This window comes from Microcystis sp. M53603_WE2, from assembly GCF_030065435.1.
The window spans coordinates 1-8,486 of record NZ_JASJFF010000893.1; the positions used below are offsets into that span (position 1 = coordinate 1).

Here is an 8,486-nt window from a genome sequence, read left to right on the forward strand (position 1 = left end):
CAAACAATCCGAAACTGGTTTGGAGAAATCATTAGTTATTTCGAGCGAAGGACAACGAATGGGGTGGTCGAGAGAATCAACAATAAACTTAAACTAATAAAACGGAGAGGCTATGGCTTTAGAAACTTTCGGAATTTTTGGGTTAGAAGTATGTTATCTTGGCATCTTGTATGTTGATTTAGCATAAAGGGTAACGAAGAGCCGAAACATTCTTATCAAATACATCTTTAAACTCAGGCAAAGTAGCAAGAAACTCTTCGCCAACCGAAAATCTGGGTACTTATCTAGTAGTATCCTAACATCGGCAACAGATAAACCTCCGTCAATCATCTGTAACCATTGCTGGCGAACAGAATTTCGTTGGACAGGATCAGTAATGTGGTCAAAACAGTTATCGTAGTATGACATATTTTTTCCTCCGAATCACTTATAATCTCATTTTAACCGTTCCGGATCCGTTATCAAGTAGCCAGTGGTATTGATTCTGTGGGAGGACTCTCCTGGGGTAGTATAAATGTAGAGGGAGAAACATTACCTCTCCAGACGCGAATCGCCGAGGGTCATCAATTCCCAGCTTGTAGTGGATTGTTTCAGCTAAAATAGGGCAATAGATTTCGGCTTAAAGTCTTAGATTATAGAATTTATAGCATTTTTCTAATACACCAAATTAGCTGAAACAATCCAGTAGGGTGCGTTAGCGTTAGCGTAACGCACCAATCCCAGTTAGAAACCCAACATTCTTGACGACATTGGTGTGGTTGGGTTTCGCTCAAGCGTCGCTAATATTTGACAGACAAGAGTTATTATTGCTCAACCCAACCTACTGCTGTTGATAACTTGTTTATAGCGGTTCTCGCATCTGTGCGGCACACTTAAACCTTTGCTGATTAAGCTGTTCAGGATCGGGAATGTACCTCTTGTGAATCAGAAACGCTATAATTTGTTGTGCTAGGGTTTGGATTTCTTGGGCAAAATTGGTGTCTTTGAGCATTTCTACCTGTAAAAAAGGAACCACTTGCTGTTCAATCATCGCCTCGGATTTGGTTTGTTTTGCTGCCGCTAAAACCTGAGCGGCGGCGGGTTCCTTTTGTAACTTTTGCTTAATTTTTTTCCACAATTCTACACCTTTATCCATTGCTCCTTCCGTTAATTTACCGATAACAGCTTCAAAGGCGATTTTAGCGATTTCGGCGGCGGCTAATTCGGCTAACATAATTATCAATCGGGGTAATTTTTCGCCATTCTAGCACAACTATTTGGGGATGAAAGCAGGAAACTCAATCACTGATGTTGTCGGGAATCACCGTTCCCTTGATCCCCCCTTAATCCTAGGGTTAATTCATAGTAGGGTTGATTCATGAATCAACCCTACCCTTGATAAGGGGGGAAATCTGATAATTTTTAACGCCTACCTACTTATTCCGATAAATCGACTAAAAACGTTACAGATAAGGATTTGAGAGAATGAAACGATCCTAGTGTTCATTCCATGAGATTGTCGGCTATGCTTAAGAATTAAGACGATCACCTTCTTGTCGATGAGAAGCACGGCATAACTCAGCCGTTAGCTGGACTAAAAAGCCATCGCGATCGAGTTCCGCCTATTTCCCGTCCCGAAGTTATTAATGAGAGTAGATGAATTCGGAAACTTGAAGGCATAACTGCTTACATAGTATTCTTAGGTAGAAGAATAATACCAAATAATTTTTCGACGCAAAAAAATAAAATTCAGGAAAGATGACTGCTCAATCTCTGTGGAAACCCCAAAAAGTTCACGAAAACTTACTAAGCCGCGTATCTGTGCTTCCCACATCATTAACTTGGTTTCAGACAAACTTTACTGGAATTTGGTTTGGCTGTTTCGAGTCTGACCATGAAATCCAGGATCATCCAGTAACAATGCTGACTCGATTCTATCCGGGTGGTTTTTTTCCGCTGCATGGACATCCCGGTGGTGAAGAGATTTTGGTGCTTGAAGGCAATTTTGCAGATGAAACAGGGGTGCATCCACCGGGTACTTATATGCTTAACCCCGAAGGCTTTATCCATCGCCCCTATAGTGAGGAAGGATGCCTGACTTTTGTTAAATTGCGGCAACATGGTGGTAAAACTCGCCAACAAGTGAGAACCAACATTTTTAATGGCTCTTGGCAAGCAGGTATAGTGCCTGACATTAAGGTTCAACACCTCTACGAGCAAGCAGATTTCTCAGAAAAAGTCTGGATCGAGCGTTGGCTGCCCAACACTCAGTTGGTGAATGTTGTCGAAACTGAGATTAAAGAAATCTTTGTCATTGAAGGTACCTGGAGTGATGAGTTAGGTAGTTATCCAGTAGGCAGTTGGCTAAGATACCCCCCCAATTGCCCCTACAGCCCTTCCTCAACAACAGGTTGTCTCATTTACGTTAAAACCTATCCTGTTACTGATACAACCGCAAGATTTGTGGTCGGTGATGATTTCCAAGAGCCTGAAGCAACCTGAAGTAACCATCTATAGGGATCGAGGGTCGGACGTAGAGCCAAAAAAGACAGGCATTGAGCCTGTCTAGAAAACCAAACAAATTACCTATCAGTTGGCCACAAATAGGGAGTTTTTTGCGTCAAATTTCCAAGCAATACCATCGGGATCTCTGATGCGACTCCAATCGGCAAATTCTGTTTCGGATTTATTTTTCTTGTTTCTACCCAAAACGGCCGGGGTAACTCCTAAACGTTTAGCCAAATCCGCCAAACTCATCGATGAGATGGTTTCAGATACAGAGGCTAGAGATTCTTCCCTAACTTCTGATTCTGATTGGGATAAAGAACTGTCAGGACTGTTCAAACTAGGATTAATTATCTCCTCCGGTTCTTGAATTACCGTTTCTTGAACAGCGATCGCTGCGGTATTTTCTTCCTCTTTTTCCTCAAATAATTTACCTAAATTAGTCAGAGGTTGGGAGGAGGAAATAACAGGAACCTCCGGGACGGAATTTTCGCTCTTCTCGGCGACAATCAGGGGGGATTTAGTCTCCTGCGATTGCTCTAAATTGGTCCGAGGGAATCTCGATGCAGTAATCGCAGGAATTTGTTTTTCCCCTATTTCTTCTAAAGAGGGGTCACTCTCATCAAAAATACTACCCAAGGTACTGGCGGTGATAAAGTAATAGGCCATACCCTGATCGCCTACAGCTTTTTTTTGCGCCCCAAATTCCTCAGCTTTTTTGTCTAAAAATTGTCTAGCTAATTTGGCCGTGAGATTGGCTTTTGCCGATAGGTCAATCGGGGTGAGACAACCTTGATTGTCCTGTAAAAGTTGATTGAAATAGGGGTTAATCACCGTCGATAATTTTGACCAGCGATAGTCTTGCCACACCTTGACTGCAAGAGTTAAGAAGAAGACAAGTAGGATCAATGGCCAAGCGGTAAAAACAAGGATGATTAGCACCGCTAGGGGGATGATGAGGACGAGAAACCCCGCCGTTTGACGATCGATAATTTTTCCAGTCATAATTTCATAAGCTGCCACAATTAAAATTCTTAATGGCTAGTTTGACTATCTCCTGCCATAAGTCTATATGACCAGTTTAGGCTTTATTGGTCACGCCGGTTAGTTCTAGTCGTTCAAACATGGCAAATCTTGCTTTCAGGGCCAGAGAATCATCAAGTTTTGTTAAAAAAACGGCTTTTTGATACTTTTGTTCTAAAGCTTTTTGGATTAACCAATCGGCTAAAAAGGGATTTTTGGGTAGTAAGGGACCGTGGGCATAGGTGGCGATCGCATTGTGGTAAAATGCCCCTTCATAACCGTCCTCTCCGTTATTTCCGTAACCGGTAATCACCTTTCCTAAAGGAGAAACGGTTTGTAAATAGGTACGACCCCCGTGATTTTCAAAACCAATTACTAGCGGTTTTTCCCCAGTCATAGCTTTAATTTCCTCCGCTAAGGGGGAGGCAGTAATTTCAAAAACCACGTTACCGATACAGCGTTTTGCATTGGGGCCGGGATGTTTACTTACTAGGTCTAATAATCCTAATCCCTCGATTCTTTGACCGAAAGCTGGTTCGTAATAATGTCCTAATAATTGTGGGGAACCACAGGTAAAAACTCCCGGTATTCCTGCCGATAATTGTTCTTTCATCGCCGCCGCTTTTTTACCCTGTAAATCCCGCATAACGATCTCCTGTTGCCGATCCTGCGCCCCACCCCCAACAATTATATCTACTTGATAAAATGTCTCGGCTTCTGTTTGAGCATCTAGGGGAATAATTGTCACAGGAATATCACGCCATTGACATCTTCTTTGAATAGTAATAACATTACCTCGATCGCCGTAGGTACTCATTAAGGTCGGATATAACCAGCCGATTTTTAGTTCTAGTTCTTGCATAATTTTTAATCAGGAGACAGGAGACAGGAGACAGGAGACAGGAGACAGGAGACAGGAGACAGGAGACAGGAGACGGACTGCATCTCAAGTTTGTAGAAATATCAAAAATTATTACAAATATCTGAACAACTGCGTGTAAGCATCTCACAAAAAAAGCTAGTGTAAGCTTGCGCTTATGTCCCCCTTTTCTAATTTCTACAAAATCTTTCGGCCCGTGAGAATCTCTCGTACTTCTAACATAGCAGAATAGGTGGGTAAAATATGTAAAGTTTCCTCATTTTTGGTGTTATTAAGGGCAATTTGGATCGCTTTTTTTAGATCAGATTCAACAATTAAATTAACTGGATAAGCGAGACTATCCTGACTATATTGTAAGCGTAAAGCCATGTCATAAAGTCGATCGCCCGTTACTACTAAAGTTGTTCCCAAACGGGTTAATTTTTCCGTATCCACATCCCAAATCCAAGAAACATCCGTACCGTCGGGGATGCGATCATTGAGAACTAAGAGAGTAGTAGAAGACTTTTCTTTCTGTAAAATATCAGCCACTGCGCGAATTGTTTCATTCATACCCACGGGATTTTTAGACAGTAAAATCCTAACTTTTTTACCCTCAATTTCTAATTCTTCCGCTCGACCAAAAGCCGCTTTAAAACCCTGAACTGTCTCAAAAATTTCTCGATCTTTAATCCCTAATTCCTGGGCTACTAAACCCGCCGCTAAAGTATTATATTTATTATAAACACCGATTAAAATCTGCGGCCAATCCTGACTATGAAAAGCAGGACTACTCTTTTTAAAGCCGCAACTAGGACAACTAAAATCCCCTAAATGGGAGAGATAAACTCCGCGATAATCCAAAGAAGCGCCACATTTAGGACAGTAAATAGAATCGACAGCGTGGGGAATTTCTTCTAGATATAATTCCGGCTCACTTAAGCCAAAATATACAACTCTTTGGGGCAGTTGTTGACCCAAATGGGAAAGGGTCGGATCATCAGCATTGAGAATCACTAAAGTATCGGTGGGTAGGGGAGATATGGCCCCTTGCCAACGGCGACTAATTGTATCCACTTCCCCATAGCGATCGAGTTGATCGCGAAACAAATTGAGAGCTAAAATAGCGCGAGGACGACAATCTTTTAAAACCAAAGGGAGAATATTTTCATCCACTTCTAAAATGGCATAATCAGCCTTTAAAGTGCCGAATAAATTGGCATCGGCTAATAAAGCAGTGATTAAACCATTAATTAAATTTGCCCCAGTGGTATTATGGGTGACTTTTGCCCCCTGACGCTCTAGAATAGTTCTTAGGAGTAGGGAAGTGGTAGTTTTTCCATTCGTGCCAACCACCAAGATTACCCCCCGTCGGACTTGCCCACAAAGTAGCGGTAACAAACGGGGATGGAGACGACGGGCAATTTCCCCCGGCAAGACGCTGGCAGCCCCTAAACGGAGTCCTTTAACCACAGCAGTAACGGTTTTAGCCACCGCTACGGCTATCCCTAAACGGATGCGATCAAACAATTGCATTAACTGAGATTCTCATAGCTGTTTCGTGATTTTACCCCTAAAAGAAGACCGGTAAACGGGGTAAGTTCCCTAATTCCTCTCGCAGTTGAGGTAAATCTCAGTTCATTCTGGCGTTTTTTCTCCCCTAACAAGTTTTTTAATTGTAGTTATTATCGGAAATTTTCTGCGTAATTCACTATAAGTAATTGTTGATTTTTCCTGAATCATAAACAGGAAAGCTTCTTGTGTAGAATTGTATTTTTGAGGATAGCGAGGACTGCTAGGGTGAATGGCAATTAAATTATAAAAATAAGAACCTTGGTTAAGAGAATGAAGGCGACGTAGATCGCTAGTGAGAAAAGGCGCAGGAGCGAAATAACGAAAGAAATGGTAGCCAATTTCTGCTAAAAATTCTTGCAATTGCTCGATTTTAAATCCATATTTTTCGTAATGGGGTAAACAAACTTCAATATATAAAATGGGGTGATACTGTTTTAAGGTCTTCCTGGCTCCCTGAAGAACTTTAATCTCCATTCCTTCCACATCTATCTTAATAAAATTACATTGTTTCAGATGCAAATTATTTTCTATCCAAAAATCTAAGGTTGTGGAAGTAAATAGTTCTCCCTCGACCTCTGATGATTCAATAAAGCGGGTAGCTCCCATGTTTTTAGGGGCTTTTTTTATAGAAAAATTTTTTTGAGTATCACTAATAACATCAGTTTGTACTTGTACTAAATGTGAAACATTATTCAATCGCAGGTTTTCCAAGAGAATTTGATGAGTTTCTGGACAAGGCTCAAAGGCAAATACTCGGCCTTGAGGGGATGATAAACGGGCTGCCAAAGTTGAAAAAGTGCCAATATTGGCACCAATATCAAAGCAAACATCCCCCGGATGAATCATTTTATCGTCGATTCCGGGATAAGCACTCGCCAAATCTCGCAGATTTTCCAATAAATTAGATGTCTTCGGGTCGAGACAATAAAATTTACCTTCAGGTGTATTAACCAGCTTTAAATTATCATTCATAAACTCAGCCTTGAAATATTTGAAAACATCATATTACGCTTCGAGAATTTTGTCAATATTTAAAGCCAATAGATTTCCAGAAAATGTAGCATCTGAGTTAAGTTTTAGCCCCTTGATTACAGGGAAGTATTCTTACAGCGGTTATCCTAATAGTAGAATACGAAATTTTCCTTTTGGGGAGTAAGCAGACCAGAGCGCGGAGACGATGCCAAATATAGGTTACACTTCACCTTTAGGAGAAAAGCTTAATCAAAGTGATTGCCACTGCCATCAAATACAAAAAGCCTTTATCTGCCCCAGGGGTTCGTCTTTGAAAAAGACAGCCTATAATTGTAGGTAAGTTTGGCGCCGATTCTACCGCACACGACATTTTAGGGCTAGAGCTTATGGGTTTATTGACAAGATTGGGGATTTCACTGGGATTACTCGCCCTAGGTGGTACTGTGGGTGTGCTAGGAAATCAGTATTTAAGCAGAAAAGCACCCCTAGAGGTAAATAAACCGCCGGCAATCCTCCCCGCTTCCCTCTCTCTTCCTGTTATTCCCCAAACCGACGGCAATGTTAATTTTATCGCCCAGGCCGTGCAGAAAGTCGGGCCGGCGGTGGTGCGGATTGACTCGGCCCGGGAAGTGGCCGACCAAATTCCCGAAGAATTTAAACAGCCCTTTTTTCGGCGCTTTTTTGGTAATGAAGTGCCGATTCCCAGGGAGCATTTGGAACGGGGAACCGGTTCTGGGTTTATTATCAGTACAGATGGACTACTTTTAACTAATGCCCATGTGGTGGAAGGGACAACCCAAGTAAAAGTGACTTTGAAAAACGGTCAAACTCATCAAGGTAAAGTCCTGGGGGTTGACAATATGACCGATGTGGCCCTGGTGAAAATCGAGGCGAAAAATTTACCGACGGTGACTTTTGGCAAGGCCGAAACTTTAATCCCCGGGGAGTGGGCGATCGCAATTGGCAATCCCCTAGGCCTGGATAATACGGTGACAGTGGGCATTATTAGCGCCCTAGGACGCACTAGCAGCGAAGTGGGGGTTCCCGATAAACGGGTTCGTTTTATCCAAACCGATGCCGCTATTAACCCCGGCAATTCTGGCGGTCCTTTGCTAAACGCCAAGGGGGAAGTTATCGGTATTAATACGGCAATTCGGGCCGATGCTCAGGGTTTAGGGTTTGCTATTCCCATCGAAACCGCCCAAAAAGTGGCGGGACAGCTATCTAGTAAGGGTAAAGCGGAACATCCCTACATCGGCATCCAGATGGTAACGCTAACCCCAGAATTACGGCAGCAATTGAACGAAACTAAAGAATTAAACTTTAATATTGACCAAAATGAAGGGGTAATCGTCCTGCGAGTGGTGGAAAATTCCCCCGCTCAAAAAGCCGGAATGCAAGCGGGTGATATCATCGAAACTGTGGCAGGAAACCCCGTTAAAACCGCCGCCGATGTGCAGCAAGGTGTAGAAACCAGTGCGATCGGTGGTAATCTGGAAATCGAGATTAACCGCAGGGGTAAACAACAAACTCTCACCGTTCAACCGGGGGTTTTTCCCAGCAAAACTAGCGA

8 protein-coding genes are annotated in these 8,486 nt (G+C 42.5%); 3 read left to right on the plus strand and 5 right to left on the minus strand.

Annotated elements, in window-relative coordinates:
- The coding region (locus PX481_RS19005; protein ID WP_288095460.1) for a transposase at positions 1–177 on the plus strand (177 nt) is incomplete at its 5' end.
- Positions 178–841: 664 nt separating this feature from the next.
- Here the strand turns inward: PX481_RS19005 and PX481_RS19010 are convergent.
- Positions 842–1,213, minus strand: coding sequence for a hypothetical protein (locus PX481_RS19010; protein ID WP_002762118.1), 372 nt, complete (start codon positions 1,211–1,213; stop codon positions 842–844).
- Positions 1,214–1,737: 524 nt separating this feature from the next.
- Between PX481_RS19010 and PX481_RS19015 the strand changes: the two genes are divergently transcribed.
- Entirely contained in the window at positions 1,738–2,481 is a 744-nt protein-coding gene (locus PX481_RS19015; protein ID WP_002762116.1) for a cupin domain-containing protein, read from the plus strand.
- 87 nt (positions 2,482–2,568) lie between these two features.
- On the opposite strand, the gene PX481_RS19020 is transcribed toward PX481_RS19015, so the two are convergent.
- The 4 genes from PX481_RS19020 to PX481_RS19035 all read right to left on the minus strand — a co-directional run bounded on the left by PX481_RS19020 (position 2,569) and on the right by PX481_RS19035 (position 6,913).
- Positions 2,569–3,489, minus strand: a complete 921-nt coding sequence (locus PX481_RS19020) for a hypothetical protein (protein WP_043999357.1) — start codon at positions 3,487–3,489, stop codon at positions 2,569–2,571.
- Positions 3,490–3,565: 76 nt separating this feature from the next.
- Positions 3,566–4,369 carry a type 1 glutamine amidotransferase gene (locus PX481_RS19025; protein WP_288095456.1) on the minus strand — a complete coding sequence of 268 codons (804 nt, stop codon included), beginning with the start codon at positions 4,367–4,369 and terminating at the stop codon, positions 3,566–3,568.
- A 195-nt stretch (positions 4,370–4,564) separates the two neighbouring features.
- A complete protein-coding gene (locus PX481_RS19030; RefSeq protein WP_002762109.1) occupies positions 4,565–5,902 on the minus strand; it encodes a Mur ligase family protein in 1,338 nt (445 codons plus the stop codon).
- A gap of 102 nt (positions 5,903–6,004) precedes the next feature.
- Positions 6,005–6,913 carry an FkbM family methyltransferase gene (locus tag PX481_RS19035; RefSeq protein WP_002762107.1) on the minus strand — a complete coding sequence of 303 codons (909 nt, stop codon included), beginning with the start codon at positions 6,911–6,913 and terminating at the stop codon, positions 6,005–6,007.
- 386 nt (positions 6,914–7,299) lie between these two features.
- On the opposite strand from PX481_RS19035, the gene PX481_RS19040 reads away from it, so the two are divergent.
- Positions 7,300–8,486, plus strand: a 1,187-nt coding sequence (locus PX481_RS19040; protein WP_288095458.1) for an HhoA/HhoB/HtrA family serine endopeptidase, incomplete at its 3' end; no start/stop codon positions are given.

Coding starts and splice junctions, on each gene's coding strand:
- PX481_RS19015 (WP_002762116.1), top strand. CDS start 1,738: ATGACTGCTCAATCTCTGTGGAAACCCCAAAAAGTTCACGAAAACTTA.
- PX481_RS19020 (WP_043999357.1), bottom strand. CDS start 3,489: ATGACTGGAAAAATTATCGATCGTCAAACGGCGGGGTTTCTCGTCCTC.
- PX481_RS19025 (WP_288095456.1), bottom strand. CDS start 4,369: ATGCAAGAACTAGAACTAAAAATCGGCTGGTTATATCCGACCTTAATG.
- PX481_RS19010 (WP_002762118.1), bottom strand. CDS start 1,213: ATGTTAGCCGAATTAGCCGCCGCCGAAATCGCTAAAATCGCCTTTGAA.
- PX481_RS19035 (WP_002762107.1), bottom strand. CDS start 6,913: ATGAATGATAATTTAAAGCTGGTTAATACACCTGAAGGTAAATTTTAT.
- PX481_RS19030 (WP_002762109.1), bottom strand. CDS start 5,902: ATGCAATTGTTTGATCGCATCCGTTTAGGGATAGCCGTAGCGGTGGCT.